Origin of the sequence: Azospirillum lipoferum 4B (genome assembly GCF_000283655.1) — a bacterium.
Lineage (GTDB): Bacteria > Pseudomonadota > Alphaproteobacteria > Azospirillales > Azospirillaceae > Azospirillum > Azospirillum lipoferum_C.
Map to the genome: position 1 here is coordinate 386,725 of NC_016622.1, position 19,793 is coordinate 406,517.

A 19,793-nucleotide genomic window follows, 5' to 3' on the forward strand; every position below is an offset into this window, starting at 1 on the left:
AAGAGAGGGGGCTACCGCCCTTTGCACTGTCGGGGCTTGGGGGGCGCATCACTAGAGTCACATCAGCGCTTCCTTCACTGATCGGCGTCTTGAGATGTCCATGGACCGTTTTGCCCCGAAACACACTTCGCGCGCCCGGCGCGCCGCTCCGGGCCACCACGATCCCGTACGCGATTCCGCCGATGCCGCAGCATCGGCCGCCGAAATCCGCGATGGACTGGTGTTGGCCTTCCTGGCCCGCAAGAGGCTTCTGGTGCTGGTCGGCGATGCCGGATCGGGCCGTCCCGCCCTGTTCCGGCAACTGGTCGAGCATGTCGAGGCCGATGGCGCCATGGCGCTGCCGGTCACGGCCTCGGTCGGTGTCGAGGTGGAGGATCTGGTCGCTGCCGCCGGTACCGGGGCGCTGCCCGATCTGGCACCGCCGGGCGAGGACGGCGAGGGCGATTTCGACGCGCTGATCGCCGCGCTGGAAGAGCGGCTGGAACTGGCCGGGTCCGGCCTGCTGGCGGTCGACAACGCCACCGTGCTCGCCCCGCCGGTGCTGGCCGATCTGGTCGACCTGACGCGGGCCGAGACGCCGGCCGGTCGCTTCCTCCAGGTTCTTCTCTGCGGCACGCCGGAGTTGGAAGGAACGCTGGCGCGCGCCGGGCTGGCCGACGAGCTGCGCGACATGGGCGTGATCTACCGGATGGCGCCGGGCGGCGGTCTGCCCGACGAGCTGCCGTCGATGTCCGCCCTGCAGACCGAGCCGCGTCCGGCGCCGATGCTGGCGGTCTCGCCCCAGCTGCAGGAGGCCGATCCGGCCTGGATGGATCGCCGCAGTCAGCATCAGGCCCCGCAGCAGGCGCCGCAGCCGGGCCCGGCCCAGCCGGCCGCCACGCCTCCGGCGAACGACTGGTCGGGAGACTATGACTGGAGCGACCGTGGTCCCGATGCGATGGCCGCAAGGGGGATGCAGGCCGGAGCCTTGCCGGCGGACGCCATGCCCGTCGGGGCCATGCGGGCGCCGCGCCGGACCGGGCTTTATGCCGGTGCGGCACTGACCACGCTGGTGCTGCTGGGTGCCGCCGGTGCGGCCATCGCCACCGCCGTTCCCGGCGCCTCCCCCGACCGCGCTCTGGCGATGATCGAGGAGGGCTGGAGCCGGGCGCGCGATGCGGTGGAACGCACGGTGCAGGGGCTGATCGGCACCGATGTTCCGCTCGCCGGCGGCCAGCATGCCGCCGCCGACCTGCCGCCGGTTGCACCATCCCCGCAGCCGTCCGCCGCACCGCCGGCCGCCCGGCCGTCGGTGGCGCCCGGCGTCCAGGCCGGGCAAAGCAATGCCGCGTTTCCGGCCGCGCCGCCGCCGTCCGGCACCCTGACGGTGACGAAGCAGGCTGCAGCCCAGCCTTCGCCGCCCGCGCCCGCTCATACCGCTCCGGTGCAGACGGCTGCCTTGCCGCCGGCCCAGACCCAGCCGCCGGCCTCCCCACCTTCCGCAGCGGCCCCGGCCGCAGGCAATGCGGAAGCGGCACCGGGGGCCGCCTCGCTGCCGCCGCTGGAGGAGCCTTCCGCCACGCCGATTCCACAGGTGCCGCAGTCTGCCGTCCCCGATGCGGAGATCGCGCAGCGCGTGCGCATGATGGTCGATCAGGCCCGCCGCCAGATCGCCGGCAAGCGCCTGACCACCCCGCCCGGCGACAACGCCTTTGAGACGGTTCAGCGTATCCGCCAGATCGCACCGGCGTCGCCGGAAGCGACCGAACTGCTGGCAACCATGGAGGACACCTATCGCCGCTGGGCGATGCTGGCCGAGCGTGACGGCGACTGGTCGGAAACCAAGCGCTTCTACGAGCGGGCGCAGATGCTCTCGCCCAACAGCCCGGACCTTGCGGAGCGCATCCGCGCGGCGGGCGAGCAGCGCGCCTATACCGGTCCGGCCATGGGCGGTTCCGGAACCTCGGGCGGAAGCACGGCCGTGCCGGTGAAGGCCACTCCGGGCCTGCAGGATCGCGAATCGGTGCTGGCCCTGCTGCGCAATCCGGCGGAGCTGTCGCGCACGCTGCAGGGCGGCGCCAGCCCCGACAGCCGGCTCGACAGCGGCAAGACCCTGCTGATGGTCGCGGCCGAACAGGGACTGACCGACACGGTGCGCGTTCTGCTGGACCGGCGCGCCCGCAGCGACCTGCGCACCTCCGACGGGGCCACCGCCGTGATGTACGCGGCCTGGGGCGGCCATGACGCGGTCGTCCGGGCGCTGGCCGACGGCGGCGCGGACCTCGACACCACCAACAGCGACGGCAAGACCGCGCTGATGGCCGCCGCCGCCCGCGGCCACCAGGAGGTGACGCGCACGCTGATCCAGCGCGGGGTGATGGTGGACCGCACCACCGCCTATGGCTGGTCGGCGCTGATGTATGCCGCCAACAACGGGCACGAGGCGGTGGCCAAGCTGCTGCTCGACCATGGCGCCAACCCGTACCGCATGGATGCCAACGGCAACTCCGCCCTGACGCTGGGTGCGCTGCAGGGGCATGTCCAGGTGGTGGAGGTCCTGAAGCCGCGCTGATCGGCGCGGCTTCAGCGGGTCGGTCACTGGTCGAGGCGGACGGAGCCGCGCCACATCCCGGCGCTCTGTCCGCCGTTGCCGTAATGGAACACGCCCGGCCCGTCCGGCTGGCCGTTGCTGAATCGCCCGGCGAAGCGGCTGCCGTCGGTGAAGGTCATCACGCCATAGCCCGACATCAGGTCGTCGGACCATTCGCCCTCATAGGTCTGTCCATTGGCGAAGCGGTAGACGCCCGCCCCCTGGCGGATTGGCCGCCCGAGACCCGATCCCGATGACGGCTGCGCCCACGTCCCCTCATAGCGGTCGCCGGCCGGGAAGCCATAGCTCCAATAGCGGCTGTCGGGGCGGCTGCGCGCCCGCTCCGCCGCGGTGCGGGCATCGCCCAGTGCGCGCATCGCCTGCTGCTGCGCCGCCACGGCCGGACCGTCGGGTTGCGCGGATGCGGTGCCGGGCGGGGGAGTGGGGAAGCTGCGCGTCTCCTCCGTCCGGATCGGATCGGAACTGCCGGTGGCCGGCGGCTCGGCGGCCGGATCGCCGAAGGAGGGGCCGGCCTCCACGGTCCCGCGGGAACGGGCGGCCAGCGGCGACGGGTCGGCCCAGCGGGCGGCGAGTGCCCCGGCGGTGACATAGCCGTTCCGGCCGGACGAATCGCGCACGCGCAGCCAGCTTCCTTCCGGCACCGCCTCCAGCACCGTCACCACGGTGCCCGCCGGCAGCGGTGCGATGCCGCGGGCACCCACCGCCGGGCGGTCGAACAGCACGCCTGCCTTGGCCATCTCATACTCGCCCGGCGGCAGGCTGGGGCTGCTCACCACCGGCGGCGGCTCCTTTGGCGGCGGTTCCCTTTTCGCCAGGGTGGACGGGTCCTGCGGCTGCATGTCGGGGGAGGGCGCGGCCGGCGGCTTCGGTGCCGCGGCGACGGCCGGCACCAGGACCAGCCTCGTGCCCAGCCGGTCCTGCAGCCAGGGCAACTGGCGCCCATCGCTGCGTTCGGCGACGGAGCGCGCCACCTCGGCCAGCGAGTCGCGAAGGGTGACGCCGGGCTTGACCATCTCGCGGGCCAGCGCCGCGGTGAAGGGGGCCGGCCCCTTGGCCGATTGAGCGGGTACCGGCGGCACTCCGGGACGGTGGGCATAGACGACGAACAGGCCGTCCGCCTCCATCGGCGTCCCCAGCGCACCGCCGCCGACCCGCTGGGCCAGCGCGTCGGCCGTGCCCGGATCGATCACCACCACCGACTTGCGCCCGCTGTCGCGCAGGTCGCCCAGCACGGTGTCGAGGTCCAGCGCCGTGCGCGGCAGATCCTCCGCCTCCGCGGGCGCGGCGTCGGTGGGCAGCAGATACTCCCGCTCCCCGAGCCCGACGGCGAGGCCGGTGTAGTAGACGAAGCCCAGTTCGGCGCCGGACAGCGCCTCGCGGAAGCGCTCCAGTGCCGACTCCATCGCGACCCGCCCGACATTGTCGGCCCGCGTCACCGCAAAGCCGGCCTTGCGCAGCGCGGAAACCATCGCCCCCGCATTGGCGGCGGCCTGTTCCGACCGGCTGTCGAGCCCGTTGTAGCGGCCGTTGTCGATGACCAGCGCCACCCGCTTTTCCGTGTCGGCCACCGCGCCGCCGAAGGGCTGGGCAGCCAGCAGCGCCGCGGTGAGGACGGTCCCCGCAAGGGTTCGTCTCCACGGCCGGGGTGTGGGGAATGCGGCGTTGTGCGGCCGGGCAATCATGGTCAAGGCGTTCCGTCCTCCGTCTTCGCGGCGGCCTCCCGCGGGGCGCGACCATTTGTGCCGCCGCCCCGCCGGGCTGCGTACCGCCGCCGGGAGCATAGCCTTTTCCGCCGCTCCGGGACCCCGCTCTTTCGGGGCGCCGGGCGATGGCCGCATTACCCCGCGCGGAGGACCGCCCCGTGCCTCGGCGGCGTTGCAGGTCCTGATGCAACTCGCCGGACAAGCTCGCCGCTGGCGCGAGGTATCGCTTTCCCTTCGCCGCGAAGCCGCCTATATGACGCTCCTTCGCAGACAACGAGGTTCGCCATGCCGCCCGCAAAGCCGTCCGCCGTCCGGATGTCCGACACCGAAATCGCCCGCGTGCAGATGTACCTGCGCAAGACGCTGGGCAATCAGAAGATCGTGATCGAGCCGCCGGCCAAGGCCGGCCAGTCGGCCGAGGTGACGGTGGATGGCGAGTTCTTCGGCACGCTGAACCGTGACGAGGACGAGGGCGAGATTTCCTATGCCCTGAACGTCGTCATCCTGGAAGAGGACCTGCCGGAGCCGCCGGCCATCCCGCGCCGCTGATCGCCGGCCTTTTCCTGACGTTCCCCACTGGCGCCCTAGCGGCTGTGAGCGCGAAGCTCCGCCGCCAGGGCGGCCAGCAGGGTCTGCCCGCCCGACAGGGTCAGCCCGCGCACCAGAACGATCGCCTTGTGCCCGCCGCGCCGGTGCATGACCAGCCGCACGTTGCGGCTGCCGGCGGCCTTCAGCTCGGCCTTCACCGCGTCGTTGGGCGCCACGTCGCCGGCAACCAGCTTCAATTCCGCCTTGTGCCCGTAATCGTGCGCCGGATCGATCCAGGCGACGAACAGCGGCTTGCCGCCGACCATCGGATAGAGCGCCAGATCCCGGATCGTCTCGTGCGGATGGATGCGGGCACCGTCCACCGTCAATCCGCGTTCCGTCACGCCCAGCCGCACGGCCCGGCGCTGTACCGTCTCCGTCAGCGTCACCACCCACAGCAGCAGCACCGGCGCCGCGCAGAAGACGGCGAGCCACTGCAGCATGTCCGACAGTTCTTCCGGCGCCAGTCCGGCCCCGGCGACGAAGCCCGTCGCCAGCAGCCCGGCAATCAGCAGATAGCGTGTGCGTATCACCGGAGTCAGCACCGGTCTCGCCACGAAGACGGCACCGGCCGCGCCGTCCTCGCGGGTGACTTCCATGCTTGGCGGCGGCTTGGCGGCTGGCATATCGGCGGGATCGGAGCTGGGGAAGGGGCGTGATCCTGTTCCGGCGGCATGTCGGCCGTCCAGTTCTTTCGCGTGTGGCCCGGATCGGGTGTGTACCCGTGGAGCGTGCCGAGGGCGGGGTTGCCGCTCGCCGCCGCCTTGAAAATGGCGGGGGGCATGGTACTCTCAGGGGCAGGAGGTGACGCGAGCCGCTTTCCTGAATGGCGGGACCGGTTTCCCGATCCCGCCACCTCTGGCTTTACCGATCCTGGTCCCTGTTGAAGCCCGCTTCGAACTCGAACTTCAGCTTGAACCAGAAGCAGCCGAGCCACTTCAGGTATTTTCTCACTCGCGTCACCTCCTTTCGGTTGCCGGCAGTGCATGGAGTGCGTCCGTTGGCGCGAGAATACAGAGCATGCAATCGCGTGCCAATCGCGAATCCTTGACGAACTTGCCGCCAGGTTGCGGTTTGGCTCTGCCGCCCCGGCCGCGCTCGGCTCAGCGCCGCTGGTGCTGCAACCGGAGCGGTGATAGCGTGCGGGCAGGCGTTTCCAGACCGACCCGCTCAGCCTGACCTGCCGCGAAGGACCGTCGCCCGTGACCTTCCCACATCCGCTCGATGCCCGGGAGACGACCGCTTCCCGGCAAGGCTCGGAACCGTCCGTCGCGCCTGTGGTGGTGGAGGCGCGGAAGCTCTCGCTGGTCTATCCCACCGCCGACAAGCCGGTCATGGCATTGAGCGAGGTCGACCTGACCATCGCCAAGGGTGATTTCGTCTCGCTGATCGGTCCCAGCGGCTGCGGCAAGACCACGTTGCTGCGCGTGATCGCCGACCTGGAACGCCCGACCTCCGGCCATATCGCCATCGAAGGCATGACACCGGAGCAGGCACGGCTGAAGCGGCTCTACGGCTATGTCTTCCAGGCCCCGGCGCTCTATCCCTGGCGCACGGTGGAGCGCAACGTGATGCTGCCGCTGGAGATCATGGGGCTGCCCAAGGCCGACCGGCAGCAGCGCGCCCGAGAGCAGTTGGAGCGCGTCGGCTTGGTCGGCTTCGAGCGCAAGTTTCCCTGGCAGTTGTCCGGCGGCATGCAGCAGCGCGTATCGATTGCCCGCGCGCTGGCCTTGCAGCCGGACCTGCTTCTGATGGACGAGCCGTTCGGCGCGCTGGACGAGATCACCCGCGACCATCTGAACCTGCATCTGACCCAGCTGTGGCGGGCGACCGGCAAGACCTGCGTCTTCGTCACCCATTCCATCGCCGAAGCGGTGTTCCTGTCCACCCGCATCGTGGTGATGAGCCCGCGCCCCGGCCGCATTCTCGACGTCATCGACTGCAACAGCCTGCCGCGCGAGCGGACGCTGGACCTCCGCGAGTCGCCGGAATTCGCCGCCATCGCCCACCGCGTGCGGGAGGGGCTGAAGGAAGGGCACAGCTACGATGATTAGGCGTGCGCTTCCCGTGACCGTGATGACACTGCTGTTGCTGGCGGCGTGGTACATCGGCGCAGCGTGGCTGAACTGGCCGCAGGCGGCGGAGACGCTGGCCCGCGCCGGCAAGCCTGCCGAATTCGCAGACGTGCTGGCCCAGGCCTATACGATGAAGCGCCCCATCCTGCCCACCCCCGGACAGGTGGTGGCGGAGCTGTGGAATTCCCTGACCGGCTACGCGCCGACCAGCCCGCGCAACCTGCTGTTCCACACCTGGGTGACGGCGGAAGCGGCGCTGACCGGGCTGGCGATGGGGTTGGCGCTGGGCATCCTGCTGGCCGCCGGCATCGTCTATACCCGGACGCTGGAGGCCAGCCTGCTGCCCTGGGTGATCGCATCGCAGACCATCCCGATCCTGGCCATCGCGCCGATGATCGTGGTCATCCTCGGCAACATCGGGCTGACCGGGCTGCTGCCGAAGGCGGTGATCTGCATGTATCTGTGCTTTTTCCCGATCACGGTCGGCATGGTGAAGGGACTGCGGTCGGCCGATCCGCTGTGGCTCGACCTGATGCGGACCTATTCGGCCAGCGGGATGCGCGCCTTCTGGTCGCTGCGGCTTCCGGCCTCCATGCCGTTCCTGTTCGCCAGCCTCAAGGTGTCGGTCGCCATCAGCGTGGTCGGCGCCATCGTGGGCGAACTGCCGACCGGAGGGCAGGCCGGGTTGGGGGCGCGGCTGCTGTCGGGGTCTTATTACGGCCAGACCGTGCAGATCTGGGCGGCGCTGATCATGGCCTCGCTGCTGTCGGTGGCGCTGATCGCCGTGGTGCGCGGGCTGGAACTGGTCCTGCTGGGCCGGGCGGGGGCGCGATGAGCACCGCGGATCCCTACCGCACCAGCCTGCGGACCGCCGCCGACTGGGGACTGGTCGCCATAGCCGTGTTGACACTGGCCGCACTCGCCTTGCCGGTGGGTGCGCTGGGCGGTTCCTCTGTCGGCTGGTTCGGTGGGCAGGTGGGCGGAACCATGGCGCCGCTGTTCCTGATCGGGGTGGTGCTGGCGGTCGTCGCCGGCCGGTCCGCGCCGAAACGGGTCTGGGGTGCCTGGGTCGAGTTGGGCGGCGTGGCGTTGGCCTGGTTGCTGCCGCTGCATCTGCTGAACGAGGGGCTGGACCTGTCGGCCGGCTGGGGGCTGTGGCTGTTCCTGGTCGCGGCGACGCTGCTGCTGTGGCGGGTGATGGGGGTGCTGGCCGGGGTGCCGGGCTGGACCCGCTCGGTCGTCGTGCCCGGCCTGTTCGGGCTTGGCCTGCTGGTGGGGTGGGAGGTGCTGGTGCGCGGCTTCCAGGTGCCGGCCATCCTGCTGCCGCCGCCCAGCCGCATCGCGTCGGCCCTGGCCGCCCATGCGCCGGTGCTGTGGGACGATTTCCGCCAGACCGTGCTGACCTCCGTCCTGCGCGGCTATGTCATGGGCTGCGGCGCGGGGTTCCTGGTGGCAATCCTTGCCGACCGCGTGCCCTTTCTTGCCCGCGGGCTTCTGCCGCTCGGCAATCTCGCCAGTGCCATTCCGGTGGTCGGTATCGCGCCGATCATGGTCATGTGGTTCGGGTTCGACTGGCAATCGAAGGCGGCAGTGATCGTCGTCATGACCTTCTTCCCGATGCTGATCAACACGCTGGCCGGCCTTGGCAACTCGGAACGCATCCAGCTCGACCTGATGCGCTCCTACGGCGCCGGCTATGGGCGGACGCTGGTCAAGTTGCGTCTGCCGAACGCGCTTCCCTTCCTGTTCAACGGCTTGAAGATCAACTCCACCTTGGCGCTGATCGGCGCCATCGTGGCGGAGTTCTTCGGCACGCCGGTGGTCGGCATGGGTTTCCGCATCTCCACCGAAGTGGCGCGGATGAACCTGGACATCGTGTGGGCCACCATCGCGGTGGCGGCGCTGACCGGCTCCGGCCTCTATGGCGGCTTGGCGTTGCTGGAACGGGCGACGACGGCCTGGCATCCGTCCATGCGGCGGCGCTGAGCTGCCCTGCGTAACCGCGCTGGCACGGCCATTGCTTTCGTCCTGCCATTCCGGCTGGCAGGGGAGGTGGGCATGGCCGACATCGTCGTTCTCAAGCATGTCCGCCTGACGCGGGCGCTGGCGGCCATCGAAATGGCTGCGGTGTCGCTGGACGGCGAACTGGCGGATTTGCGCACCACAGGCCAAGCGGGGCTGCTGGGCGACCACGCCGAGGAGGCCACGCTCCTGCGCACCTATGTCCGCACCTTGCGCGTCCTGTTGCAGGCGATGACTCCCGACGAGGTGGACGAGGCCGGGCTCGGCGAGCGCCATGCGCTGGCGGAGGCCGCGGTCGGCCGCTGTGCCGCGGCGTTGCGGGCGCTGGACCTGCCGGTAAACAGTGGGCCGGCCGGCAGCGGCCCGGTCAGCGGCATCGCCTGACGACTCACTGTCGCGAAGCCGACAGCGCCTTGACGGCTTCCGGCCATTGCCATACTGCCGTATGGCTGGAATGCGGGGGGCCTTTCTCCTCTCCGCCTTCGAAACGCCGCGCTATAGTGGCAGGCCCAACGAACAGTCGGACCCCACCGACAATGGTGCAGGCATAAAAGGGCGCGATGAGGCTTCTCGTTTCCGATCTGACCCACCGCTATGACGATCTGACCGTCCTGGACGGCATCGACCTGACGTTGGCGGAGGGTGAAATCCTGGCCGTGATCGGCCCCAGCGGCTGCGGAAAATCGACGCTGCTCGGCATCGCCGGCGGCATCGTCGCCCCGACCTCCGGCAGCATCCGGGTGGAGGGGGAGGTGCCGGACGGCTGCCTGAACCCCATCACCTTCATCTTCCAGGATTTCGCCCTGCTGCCCTGGCGCAATGTGGAGGACAACATCGCCCTGGTGCTGGAGCATCACCGGCTCTCCACCGCCGAGCGGCGCGAGCGCATCGACAGCGGCCTGCGGCGCATGGGGCTGTCGGAGTTCCGCAAGGCTTTGCCCAAGCAGCTTTCCGGCGGCATGCGTCAGCGGGTCGGCATCGCCCGCGCGCTGGCGGTGCGCCCGGCCATGCTGTTGCTGGACGAGCCGCTGTCGGCGCTGGACGCCCAGACGCGCGAGCTGCTGATGGACGATTTCCTGGAGCTTTGGCGCCGGGAGAAGACCACCGCCCTCTACGTTACCCATAATCTGGACGAGGCGCTGCGGCTGGCCGACCGGGTCTGTGTGCTGAGCCGCCGCCCCGGCCGCATCCGCGAACTGGTCACCATCGAGGAACCGCGGGAGCGCCGGCAGGAGCCATCGGCCCAGGCCCATCTGGCCGAAGTGCGCGACCGCCTGTGGCACCTGATGAAGGCCGAAGCCCAGATGGCCGACCGGGAGATCGCCCGTGTCTGACAGCCTGAACCCGACTGCTGCGCCCATCACGCCTGCAATGGGCCAGCCCGTCCGCTTCCGTGGCGGCGGCTTCACTGTGAAACGCCATCCCTGGGCGGCGCTGGCGGCCTTCGCCGTGTTGATCGCGGTTTGGGAGGGGGTGAGCCGTCTCGGCCTCGCCAGTCCGCTGTTCCTGCCGCCGCCGAGCGCGGTCGGACGCGCGCTGGCCGGCATGGTTTCGGACGGATCGCTGTGGCTGAACCTGAAGGCGTCGCTGGCGCGCATCGCCGTCGGCTGGGTGCTGGGCACGGCAGGCGGCATGCTGGTGGGCTTCGCCATGGGCATCTTCTCCACCGCCCGCGCGGTCGGCGTGCCGCTGGTGTCGGCCTTCTTCCCGATCCCGAAGATCGCGCTTCTGCCGCTGTTCATCCTGTGGTTCGGCATTGGCGAGCCGTCGAAATTCGCCACCATCGGCTTCGGCGTCTTCTTCCCCACCGTCATCGCCACCTACAGCGCGATCGACTCCGTGCCGCGCAACCTGATCCGCATGGCGCAGAGCTTTGGCCTGCCCTGGCGGTCGATCCTGCGTTCAATCGTTCTGCCGGGGGCACTGCCGGGCATCCTGGCCGGATTCCGCATCACCGCCTCCATCGCGCTGATCCTGGTGGTGGCGGCGGAGATGATCGGCGCGGAATACGGCATCGGCGCCTTCGTGCTGATGGCCGGCAACCTGATGCAGACCGACACGCTGCTGGCCGGCGTGCTGGTGCTGTCGCTGCTGGGGCTCGCCATCGGCACCGTGCTGTCGCAGCTTGAGCGGCGCCTGCTGAACTGGCGCTGACCGGCCTTTTCCCAAGAAACCTGAACCATCCATCGGGAGGATTTCCGTCCATGACCGCCGCCATGACCGTGGCCCGCCTTACCCGGCGTGCCCTGCTCGCCACCGCCGGAGCTGCCTTTGCCGCCGGCACCCTGATGTCCGCCGCGCTGGCGCAGCCGCTGGAGAAGGCGACGGTCGGCGTGCTGGCGCTTTCTTCCTCCGGGCCGATCTTCATCGCCAAGGCCAAGGGCTATTTCGAGAAGGAAGGGTTGGACGTCGAACTGAAGATGTTCACTTCGGCCCAGCAGGTGCCGGTCGCGGTGACCTCGGGCGATGCCGATTTCGGGGTGACCGGCCTGACCGCCGGCTTCTACAACCTTGCCTCCAAGGGCGCCGTCACCATCATCGCCGCACAGAGCCGCGATGAGCCGGGCTTCCCGCTCAGCGCCTATCTCGCGACCAACGCCGCCTATGACGCCGGGCTGAAGGCGCCGGCCGACCTGAAGGGCAAGCGCATCGCCATCACCACGGTCGGCTCGACCTTCCACTACATGATCGGGCTGCTGGCGCAGAAGCACGGCTTCACGGTCAAGGACGTGACCATGGTGCCGCTGCAGGACGTGCCGAAGATGGTCGCCGCTTTCAAGGGCGGGCAGGTCGATGCCATCATCGCGCCATCGACCGTGTCGCGGCAGCTGGTGGCCGACGGCGCCGGCAAGATGCTGGGCTGGGTCGGCGACGAGACTCCCTGGCAGCTCGGCGCCCTGTTCACCGCGCCGAAGACGATGAAGGACCGCCGCCCGCTGGTGGAGAAGTTCATGCGCGCCTACAAGACCGCGCTGGCCGAATACCACGCCGCCTTCAACGGCAAGGACGCCTCCGGCCAGATGGTGAAGGGACCCGGCTATGACGAGTTGCTGACCATCATTGCCGACGCCACCAAGCAGAAGCCGGAAATCGTCGCCGCCGGCCTGCCCTATGTCGACCCGCAGGCCCGCCTGCTGGTGGACGACATCGTCAATCAGGTGAAGTTCTGGCAGTCGGAAGGGCAGGTCGACAAGGCGCTGGACCCGAAGTCGGTGATGGACCTCAGCATCGCCGGGCAGTGATGAGCGGGGGGAGGGGGGCGGTCACACGGCCAGATAGGCCGCCCTCACCCCGTCATCCGCCAACAACTCCGTCATCGTGCCGGTCCAGCGCAGGCGGCCGGTTTCGATGACGCAGGCGCGGTCGGCGACCGCGGAGGCGAAGGACAGACTCTGTTCGGACAGCAGCACCGACAGCCCCTCCGCCTTCAAGCGCCGCACCGCGTCGGCCATCTGCTTCACGATCAGCGGCGCCAGCCCCTCCGACGGTTCGTCCAGCAGCAACAGAGACGGGTTGCCCATCAGCGTGCGGGCCAGCGTCAGCATCTGCTGCTCGCCGCCGCTCATCCGGGTGCCGCGGCGGCCGCGCATCTCCGCGAGGTTGGGGAACAGCGCAAACAGCTTCTCCGGCGTCCAGGCGGGAGCGTCGGGACGGGGCGGCTGGCGGCCGACCTCCAGGTTCTCCTCCACCGTCAGGTCGGCGAAGATGCGGCGGTCCTCCGGCACATAGCCGACGCCGAGACGGGCGATGCGGTGGGCGGGCAGGGCCGATAGGTCGTGGCCGTTGAAACGCAGGGTCGCGGCGCGGCGCTCCACCAGCCCCATGATCGCCTTCAGCGTGGTGGTCTTGCCGGCGCCGTTGCGGCCCATCAGCGCCACCACCTCGCCGCGCCCGACGGTCAGGGCGATGCCGTCGAGGATGTGGGCGCGACCGTACCAGGCCTGCAGGCCATCGACCGTCAGCAGGGGTTCGCTCACGCCTCGCCTCCCAGATAGACGGATTGCACGCGGGGATCGGCGCGCACCTGATCCGGCGAACCCTCCGCGATCAGCCGGCCGCGGTCGAGCACCAGCACGCGGGTGGCGTGGCCGAAGACGACGTCCATGTCATGTTCGGTGAACAGCACGGCGAGGCCGCGCTCGCGCACCAATTCCGCCGTCAGCGCCATCAGGGCGAGCCGTTCGGCAGGCGCCATGCCGGCGGTCGGCTCGTCCATCAGCAGCACCGTCGGCTCGCTCGCCAGCGCCATCGCCAACTCGACCCGCTTGACGTCGCCATAGGCCAGCACACCGCAGGGTCGGTCGGCTTGGGAACCCATGCCGACGCGCTCCAGCAGGGCCAGCGCCGGCTCGCGGAACAGGGCGGCGGCCGGGCGCCACAGGCCGAACAGGCGGCGGGCGCGCGACAGCAGCACCATCTGCACATTCTCCGCCACCGTCATCGAGGCGAAGGTCGCGGTGATCTGGAAGGTCCGCCCGACGCCCAGCGCCCAGATGCGCCGCGGCGGCAGCCCGACCAGCTCCGTCCCGTCCAGCTTGACCGAGCCCGAGTCGGGCCGCAGCTGGCCGTTCAGCAGGTTGAAGCAGGTGCTCTTGCCGGCGCCATTCGGGCCGATCAGCGCCAGCAGGTCGCCGGAGCGCAGGGTGAAGGACACGCCGCCCACCGCCTGCACCCCGCCGAAGGAGCGTTGCAGGTCACGCACCACCAGCTCGCTCATGGGCAACTCGCTCATCTCCGCCTCCTGAAGCTGGACAGGAAGCCGACGATCCCCTGGGGGAAGACCAGCACCAGCGCGACGATGATCAGGCCCAGCGCCAGCCGCCACCAGTCGGTCATGCTCATCATCTTGGCTTCCAGCAGGTGGAAGGCCACCGCGCCGGCCAGCGGCCCGGCGACGGTCTGGATGCCGCCCATCAGCACCATCACCAGCGCATCGACCGATTGCGGCACCGCCAGCAGGGTGGGGAAGACGCTGCCCTTGGCGAAGGCATAGAGCCCGCCGGCCAGACCGGCCGCGGTGCCGGCCAGCACGAAGGCCATCCATTGGAAGCGGCGCACGTCGATGCCCACCGATTCGGCGCGAAGCCCCGAGTCGCGGCCGGCCCGCAACGCATAGCCGAAGGGGGCGAAGGCCGCCCGGCGCAGCAGCCACAGCGCCCCGCCGCACAAGCCCAGCGTCAGCCAGTAATAGGCGGCCTTGTTCGCCGCCCAGGCCGACGGCCAGACGCCGAGAATGCCGTTGTCGCCGCCGGTCACCGCATACCATTGGAAGGCGACCGACCAGACGATCTGGGCGAAGGCCAGCGTCAGCATGGCGAAATAAAGCCCCGACCGCCGCACGCAGAACCAGCCCGCCACCAGCGCCCCGACACCGGCAAGCAGCGGCGCGCCGGCCAGGGCCAGCGGCATCGGCGCACCCAGATGCTTGACCAGCAGGGCCGAGCCGTAAGCGCCCAGCCCGAACCACGCCGCATGGCCGAAGGACACCAGCCCGCCCAACCCGATCAGCAGATGCAGGCTGGCGGCGAACAGGGCGAGGATCACCACCTCGGTCAGCAGGATCAGCGCGTAGTCACCGGCGACCAGCGGTGCGGCGGCCATGACCGCCAGCAGGGCCAGTGCCCAAGCCCCGGCATGGCGACCGGCCGACAGCGGAACGGTGACGGCGGCGGGTGCGGTCGGCGGCGCCTCCTCCGCCCGGCCGAGCAGGCCATGCGGGCGCAGCACCAGCACCACCGCCATGAACAGGAAGACGATCACCAGCGTGATCTGCGGGAAGACCAGGATGCCGAAGGCCTGCAATTGCCCGATCAGCAGCGAGGCGAGGAAGGCGCCGGTCAGGCTGCCCATGCCGCCGACCACGACGACGACGAAGGCCTCCACCACGATGGCCATGTCCATATGCAGGGTCACCGCCTCGCGCGGGACCTGCAGGGCGCCGCCCAGCCCGGCCAGCGCGCTGCCGAGGAACAGCACGCCGGTGAACAGCCGCGCCGGATCGACGCCCAGCGCGCTGGTCATCTCGCGGTCCTGCGTCGCCGCCCGCACCAGCGTGCCCCAGCGGGTGCGGTTGAACAGCAGCCACAACAGCCCGAGCACCAGAGGCCCGAGACCGATCAGCACGAGGTCGTAGAGCGGGAAGGGCTGGCCCAGGATGTCGACCGAGCCCTTCAATCCGGGAGCGCGGCGGCCCAGCAGATCCTCCGGTCCCCAGGCCCAGGCGGTCAAATCCTGGACCACCAGAACGACGCCGAAGGTGCCCAGCAGCTGGAACAGCTCCGGCGAGCGGTAGAGCCGGCGCAGCAGCCCGATCTCCATCGCCGCGCCGAGAACGCCCATCGTCAGCGCCGCGGCGGCGACCGATCCCCAGAAGCCGGCCGGCGTGCCGCCGAACCGCTCGATCAGCGACCAGCCGGCATAGGCGCCGACCATGTAGAAGGAACCGTGCGCGAAATTCACGATCCGCGTCACGCCGAACACGATGGTCAGCCCCGACGACACCAGGAACAGCGTCGCCGCGGTCGCGAGCCCGCTGAGGGCCTGGACGAGGAGGAAGGACATGGGGGCGGGGTGTTCCGCGGGGGATCATGAGGTGGAGAGGTGCGGTGCCCCCTCCCCAACCCTCCCCCGCTAAAGCGGGAGAGGGAGTCGGTCGCAGAGCGGCGGCAGTCCCCTCTCCCACCGAAGGTGGGGGAGGGTTAGGGAGGGGGCAATTTGCCGGCGCCCTACTCCGCCGGCCGCATCTTGCGCACCACGTCGTCCGGCGGCAGGTAGTTGGCGCCGTCGGCGTAGCGCCAGTCCTTCATGGTGCCGCGGCCGTCCTTGACGGTGGTGGTGCCGACATAGGCGCCCATGGTCGCCTGATGGTCGGACGCGCGGAAGGTCACCGGGCCGAAGGGGCTGTCGATGGTAAGGCCGGCCAGCGCGTCGACGATCGGTTCCGCATTCGCGGACCTGGCCTTGGTGATCGCGGCGGCGACCGCCTTCATCGTGGTGTAGCCGACGACTGAGCCCTGCTTCGGCGATTCCTTGAACCGCGCGGTGTAGGCGGCAACGAAGGCCTTGTGGGCGGGGGTGTCGATCTGGTCCCAGGGATAGCCGGTGACGATCCAGCCTTCCGGCGCCTCGTCCTTCATCGGCTCCAGATATTCCGGCTCGCCGGTCAGCAGGCTGACGACCTTGCGGTTGCGGAACAGGCCGCGGCCCTCGCCCTCGCGCACCAGCTTGGCGAGATCGGCGCCGAAGGTGACGTTGAAGATCGCCTCGGGGTTGGCGGCGGCCAGCGCCTGCACCGTCGGGCCGGCCTCCAGCTTGCCCTGGGCCGGCCACTGCTCCGCCACGAATTCCACGTCCGGGCGCTTTTCCTTCAGCAGCTGCTTGAACCACGCCACCGCCGACTGGCCGTATTCGTAGTTGGGGGCGACGGTGGCCCAGCGCTTGGCCGGCAGCTTCGCCGCCTCCTCCACCAGCATCGCCGCCTGCATGTAGGTGCTGGGGCGCAGGCGGAAGGTGTAGCGGTTGCCCTTCGACCAGGTGATGGCGTCGGTCAGCGGTTCGGCGGCGACGAAGGGCATCTTGCTGCGCGCGGCGAAATCGGCGACGGCCAGCCCGATGTGGGAGAAATAGGTGCCGGCCAGCACGTCCACCGCTTCGTTCGCCACCAGCTCCTGCGCGACGCGCACCGCGTCGTCGGGCTTGCCGGCATCGTCGCGGGAAACCACCTGCAATTCGCAGCAGCCGATCACGCCGCCCTGGGCGTTGATCTCCTCCAGCGCCAGCTGCCAGCCCTGGCGGTAGGGGATGGTGAAGGCGGGCAGGCCGGTGTAGCTGTTGATCTCACCCACCCGCACCGGCGCGCCGCTGAATTTCGCGGATTGGGCGGCGGCGGGGCCCGTGGTCAGCGCGGCGGCGGCCAGTGCGGCGAACAGAGCGGCCGAAAGAAGGGACTTCGCCGTCGGCGAGGCGGTCGGTTGGCGGTGCTTCATCCTGCGGGGACCCCGGTTCGTGAGAGACCAGCGGCGTGTCCGGGTCGCGGTGCGACGCAACACACCGCGTTCATAGCAAACCCCGCGCAAAAGTCACCGACTGATCGGACGTTTTCCCGCGTCCATGCCCGATTCGCAGTCCGGCGGACGCCGCCCCTTGTCACATCAGCCGGACCAGCAGCGCCATGAACTGCACCCTTTCCTCCTCGGACAAAGGTTCCAGCGTGCGTTCGTGAGCGGCGGCGGCATTCGCCATCAGGTCGATGACCAGCGCCTGCCCGATTCGCGTCAGGCTGACGCTGGTGCGGCGGCGGTCCTGCGGGTCGGGGTGGCGTTCGACCAGATTGCGCTCCACCAACCGCAGGATCACGCCCTGGGTGGTCGCCGGATCCATGTAGGTCAGCCGGCCGAGCTGGTTCTGCGACAGCGCGCCCTCTGCGTGCAGGGTGGCCAGAGCCGCCCATTGGGTGGGCGTCAGCAGCGAATCGCCGATCAGGTCGATGAAGATGGCCGAGGCGCGTTGGTGCGCACGCCGGAGGCGGTGGTGAACCTGGCCGGCCAACTGGTAGTCGTCGGGAGGCAGTCGTCCGAAGTCGTCCATGGCAACGGGCCCGTGGTTCGCGCCCGCCTTCGGTCCGGGACGAAGGCTGGGGCGGGCACGGACCGCCGCTCCCGGCTGCGTGGGCAGGGATGGCGCGGCGTTTGCCGCCTGTCGCCATCCGATGCGTCCATTATGCGTTCCTTATGGAAAGCGTAGGGAAGACAACGACCGCAGAGCAACCTTCGCGGATGCGTCATAGAGCCACAGCGATGCATCGGTCATGATGCGAGCAATAAAAGAAGGCGCATGAGTCTGAAAAGAAGCCAGCTGACGATGATGCCGCAAGTTCCGGCGATTGCGATGCCGGAACATGTCGCTACCGGCGCTGTCCGTGCCGGTGGCCTCTCCTGGTCGGCCGTTCGTCTTTCCTGGGGTTTCTCTTTTTCAGGGTTGTCGCTTGGGTGGATAGCTGTCGGAGGGAGCGGTCTTCTCGTCGGGGCTCTCCGCGCCCTTGCCCGTCGGGGGCGTTACGCCGCCCGGCGTGTAGGGGGGCGTGGTGGCGTCGGGCGGACGCTTGGTCGGACGCGGCGGGGGCGGGGGGTCGAGTCGGCGTGTCATGAGGCACCTTTCCTGATCGGGAATCGCCATGAACAACCCCATGCCGGTCGGCCGGTTCCAAACAGGCGCGCTCCGGTAGGGCCAGTCCAACCGCCACCGGCTATGACCTTCATCTTAGGACTATTTGAAAAACGGTGGAATCGAGCGGGTTATTGACGAGGTTGTTCTCTCCAGACTGTGAGCTTTTGTTGCGGCCACACCACAGGACGATGCAAAAGCGGTGTAGCACCGGCTTCACTGTTGCATGGCAAGCACGCCTTGTTGTGTCTTTGCCGAGGATGTGTCCGCATCCGGTCCCGACGGGGGCCGGCGGTCGGGCGCTCCCACGAAGGAGCCGGAACCCCGGCCCAGTGAGCCGACCGAACCCAGCCAAGCGCGGTGACTCCATGAAGACCAGCACCCTTTCCCTTCTCGCCCTCGCTCTCGCGTCGACCGGGCTGACGTCGCTTCCCGCCGCCGCCCAGGATGACCTGCAGCGTGGCGAAACCGTGCTGGAGCGTCGCCGGCCCGAGGTCGAGCAGCTCGGCGTGCGCGCAGGCTCCTTCCTGTTCCTGCCGCGGGTGGAAGCGGGCGCCACCTACGACACCAACGTCTACGCAACCCGCGACAACCACGAGGACGATGTCATCTGGACCGTCCGTCCGCGGATCGACATCAAGTCCGATTTCGCCGCCCACGCGCTGAATTTCTCGGCCTCGGCCGATGCCGGCCGCTACAACGACCATTCGGGCGAGAACTACACCGATTATGCCCTGCAGGCGGCCGGCCGGTTCGACGTGAACAAGGGCGGAGCGCTGGACGGCCAGCTGTTCCATCGCCGCAACCATGAGGGCCGCGGCGACATCAACAGCCTGTCGGGCTATTCGGAGCCGGTGGTCTACCGCACCAGCGGCGGCGAGGCCGGCTACACCCAACGCTTCAACCGCCTGCGTGCGCGCCTGTCCGGCTCCGCCCAGTACAGCGAGTATGACGATGTCGGCCTGATCGGCGGCGGCATCGCGCGCCAGGAAGACCGTGACCGCTGGGAATACGGTACGGTCGGCCGCGTCGGCTACGAGTTCATCGAGGGCTACGAGGCCTTCGTCCAGGGCACCTATTCCTGGACCCGCCACAAGAACGACCGCGACGCCTTCGGCCTCGACCGCGACTCGGACGGCTACGAGGTGGTCGGCGGCCTCGCCACCGACCTGACCGGCCTGATCACCGGCGAGGTCTTTGCCGGCTACATGGTCCGCGACTACAAGGATTCGCGGCTGGAGGACTTCAGCGGCCTGTCCTTCGGCGGGCGCCTGAACTGGGCGGTCACGCAGCTGACCGCCGTCAGCGCCACCGCCAGCCGTCAGGTGCGCGAGACCACGGCCAGCCCCGGCTTCGGCACCGCATCCAGCTACACCCGCACCGTCTTCGCCCTGGGCGTCGACCACGAGTTGCTGCGCACCCTGGTGCTGAACGGCCGCCTGCAGTATCGCCAGGACGATTTCAACGGCAACAACCGCAAGGACAAGGTCTATACGGCCAGTGTCGGCGGCACCTACCAGATGAACCGCTACCTGTTCATGACCAGCGGCTACACCTATGAAAAGCGCAGCTCCAACGTGGGCGCCGCCGAATACAGCGACAACCTGATCTATCTGCGTCTCGGCGCGCAGATGTAATCCGGCGGTCCTAGGC

18 protein-coding genes are annotated in these 19,793 nt (G+C 69.5%); 10 read left to right on the forward strand and 8 right to left on the reverse strand.

Features of this window, described 5'->3' with window-relative positions; genetic code table 11:
• Window positions 1-100: 100 nt before the first annotated feature.
• Window positions 101-2,551, forward strand: coding sequence for an ankyrin repeat domain-containing protein (locus AZOLI_RS30245; RefSeq protein ID WP_014246848.1), 2,451 nt, complete (start codon window positions 101-103; stop codon window positions 2,549-2,551).
• 23 nt (window positions 2,552-2,574) lie between these two features.
• Here the strand turns inward: AZOLI_RS30245 and AZOLI_RS01705 are convergent, their stop codons facing one another.
• Entirely contained in the window at window positions 2,575-4,272 is a 1,698-nt protein-coding gene (locus AZOLI_RS01705) for a caspase family protein (RefSeq protein ID WP_162488103.1), read from the reverse strand.
• A gap of 306 nt (window positions 4,273-4,578) precedes the next feature.
• Between AZOLI_RS01705 and AZOLI_RS01710 the strand changes: the two genes are divergently transcribed.
• Window positions 4,579-4,842 carry a DUF3126 family protein gene (locus tag AZOLI_RS01710; protein WP_014246850.1) on the forward strand — a complete coding sequence of 88 codons (264 nt, stop codon included), beginning with the start codon at window positions 4,579-4,581 and terminating at the stop codon, window positions 4,840-4,842.
• 35 nt (window positions 4,843-4,877) lie between these two features.
• Here the strand turns inward: AZOLI_RS01710 and AZOLI_RS01715 are convergent, their stop codons facing one another.
• Window positions 4,878-5,507, reverse strand: a complete 630-nt coding sequence (locus AZOLI_RS01715) for a hypothetical protein (protein WP_162487945.1) — start codon at window positions 5,505-5,507, stop codon at window positions 4,878-4,880.
• Window positions 5,508-6,083: 576 nt separating this feature from the next.
• Here AZOLI_RS01715 and AZOLI_RS01720 point away from each other — a divergent pair.
• The 7 genes from AZOLI_RS01720 (at window position 6,084) to AZOLI_RS01750 (ending at window position 12,220) form a co-directional block, all read left to right on the forward strand.
• On the forward strand, window positions 6,084-6,935 hold the full coding sequence (locus AZOLI_RS01720; RefSeq protein ID WP_014246852.1) for an ABC transporter ATP-binding protein: 852 nt from the start codon (window positions 6,084-6,086) through the stop codon (window positions 6,933-6,935).
• Entirely contained in the window at window positions 6,928-7,791 is an 864-nt protein-coding gene (locus AZOLI_RS01725; protein ID WP_014246853.1) for an ABC transporter permease, read from the forward strand. The genes AZOLI_RS01720 and AZOLI_RS01725 overlap by 8 nt, the downstream gene beginning before the upstream one ends.
• The gene (locus AZOLI_RS01730; RefSeq protein WP_014246854.1) at window positions 7,788-8,942 is read left to right on the forward strand and encodes an ABC transporter permease; all 1,155 of its coding nucleotides are present in this window, start codon (window positions 7,788-7,790) and stop codon (window positions 8,940-8,942) included. Before AZOLI_RS01725 ends, AZOLI_RS01730 begins: the two co-directional genes overlap by 4 nt.
• A gap of 72 nt (window positions 8,943-9,014) precedes the next feature.
• On the forward strand, window positions 9,015-9,362 hold the full coding sequence (locus AZOLI_RS01735) for a hypothetical protein (RefSeq protein WP_014246855.1): 348 nt from the start codon (window positions 9,015-9,017) through the stop codon (window positions 9,360-9,362).
• 176 nt (window positions 9,363-9,538) lie between these two features.
• Window positions 9,539-10,312 (forward strand): ABC transporter ATP-binding protein, encoded by a 774-nt coding sequence (locus AZOLI_RS01740; RefSeq protein WP_014246856.1) that lies wholly within the window; start codon window positions 9,539-9,541, stop codon window positions 10,310-10,312.
• Entirely contained in the window at window positions 10,305-11,132 is an 828-nt protein-coding gene (locus AZOLI_RS01745) for an ABC transporter permease (RefSeq protein WP_162487946.1), read from the forward strand. The genes AZOLI_RS01740 and AZOLI_RS01745 overlap by 8 nt, the downstream gene beginning before the upstream one ends.
• A gap of 50 nt (window positions 11,133-11,182) precedes the next feature.
• Window positions 11,183-12,220 carry an ABC transporter substrate-binding protein gene (locus tag AZOLI_RS01750; protein WP_014246858.1) on the forward strand — a complete coding sequence of 346 codons (1,038 nt, stop codon included), beginning with the start codon at window positions 11,183-11,185 and terminating at the stop codon, window positions 12,218-12,220.
• Between the two features lie 21 nt (window positions 12,221-12,241).
• On the opposite strand, the gene AZOLI_RS01755 is transcribed toward AZOLI_RS01750, so the two are convergent.
• The 6 genes from AZOLI_RS01755 to AZOLI_RS32230 form a co-directional block, all read right to left on the reverse strand.
• Window positions 12,242-12,955, reverse strand: coding sequence for an ABC transporter ATP-binding protein (locus tag AZOLI_RS01755; RefSeq protein WP_014246859.1), 714 nt, complete (start codon window positions 12,953-12,955; stop codon window positions 12,242-12,244).
• Window positions 12,952-13,710, reverse strand: a complete 759-nt coding sequence (locus AZOLI_RS01760; protein WP_014246860.1) for an ABC transporter ATP-binding protein — start codon at window positions 13,708-13,710, stop codon at window positions 12,952-12,954. The genes AZOLI_RS01755 and AZOLI_RS01760 overlap by 4 nt, the downstream gene beginning before the upstream one ends.
• Entirely contained in the window at window positions 13,707-15,539 is a 1,833-nt protein-coding gene (locus AZOLI_RS01765) for an ABC transporter permease (protein WP_014246861.1), read from the reverse strand. Before AZOLI_RS01765 ends, AZOLI_RS01760 begins: the two co-directional genes overlap by 4 nt.
• A gap of 164 nt (window positions 15,540-15,703) precedes the next feature.
• Complete coding sequence (locus tag AZOLI_RS01770) at window positions 15,704-16,963, reverse strand: ABC transporter substrate-binding protein (protein WP_014246862.1); 1,260 nt, start codon at window positions 16,961-16,963, stop codon at window positions 15,704-15,706.
• Between the two features lie 160 nt (window positions 16,964-17,123).
• The gene (locus AZOLI_RS01775) at window positions 17,124-17,564 is read right to left on the reverse strand and encodes a MarR family winged helix-turn-helix transcriptional regulator (RefSeq protein ID WP_014246863.1); all 441 of its coding nucleotides are present in this window, start codon (window positions 17,562-17,564) and stop codon (window positions 17,124-17,126) included.
• 384 nt (window positions 17,565-17,948) lie between these two features.
• Window positions 17,949-18,122: a hypothetical protein gene (locus AZOLI_RS32230; RefSeq protein WP_014246864.1), complete on the reverse strand. Its 174-nt coding sequence runs from the start codon at window positions 18,120-18,122 to the stop codon at window positions 17,949-17,951.
• Between the two features lie 386 nt (window positions 18,123-18,508).
• Here AZOLI_RS32230 and AZOLI_RS01780 point away from each other — a divergent pair, with 386 nt between their 5' ends.
• Window positions 18,509-19,777 carry an outer membrane beta-barrel protein gene (locus AZOLI_RS01780; RefSeq protein ID WP_014246865.1) on the forward strand — a complete coding sequence of 423 codons (1,269 nt, stop codon included), beginning with the start codon at window positions 18,509-18,511 and terminating at the stop codon, window positions 19,775-19,777.
• The last annotated feature ends 16 nt before the right edge of the window (window positions 19,778-19,793 follow it).